1 protein-coding gene is annotated in these 720 nt (G+C 76.9%); it reads right to left on the bottom strand.

All coding sequences use genetic code 11. The annotated features are described in order from the left end of the window. On the bottom strand, positions 1-720 hold a 720-nt coding region (locus N869_RS15710; RefSeq protein ID WP_035063256.1), incomplete at both ends, for a DUF3418 domain-containing protein.

The raw sequence follows: 720 nt of genomic DNA, 5'->3' as shown, positions 1-720 counted from the left end.
GGCCTTGGTCAGGCGGACGTCCGCGGCCCGCAGGTACCGCACCAGGTGCCGCAGGCGCCCCTGCCCGGACCGGGCCACGAACCCGTCCCCGACCAGGCGGTCGAGCTGGCCCCGTACGTCGGCGACGGTCCCGAGCAGCGCCAGGCTGGTGCTCGACCGGAGGCGGGCGTCCAGGTCGCGCGCGGCGGTCAGGACGTCCGCGGTGGCGGCGGCGACCTGGGCGGTGCGGTCCTCCAGGGTGTCGCGCAACGTCGCCCGCAGGTCTCGGTAGCGGGCCTCGGTGCGGACGTGCGTCAGAGGTGTGCCGGCCTCGGTGCACAGGGCCTGGAGCGCGCACCGTTGCAGGTCGGTCACCAGTGCGGCGGTCGAGGGGTAGGGGCTGGCCGCGAGGGTCAGGCTCTGCTGGGGCGACCACCGTGAGGTGACCCGCGCGGTGGCCAGGGCCAGCTCCCCGAGCAGCAGCTCCCGCACCCCGCGTGGGTGCTCGTGGTCCCGCTCCCCGGGGCCGGCCAGTACCCGCAGGTCCACCGGCGCGACCGCCTGGCGCGCGGCTCCGGCGACGAGCGCGGGGTACCCGCGCACGGTCATGCCGTCGACCTCGGTGCTCACCTCGTCGGGGATCTCCTGGTCGGGCAGGCCCGAGGGCCAGGTGCGCAAGCCCGTCTGCTCGAGCCGGACCAGCGACGTGGTGGTCAGGTCGGCCGGTGGCCGGGCGGCGGG

Source organism: Cellulomonas bogoriensis 69B4 = DSM 16987 (genome assembly GCF_000767165.1).
Taxonomy (GTDB): Bacteria; Actinomycetota; Actinomycetes; order Actinomycetales; family Cellulomonadaceae; genus Actinotalea; species Actinotalea bogoriensis.
The sequence above is the reverse complement of the archived record's forward strand: the minus strand, read 5'-3'. Positions and strand labels throughout refer to the sequence as shown.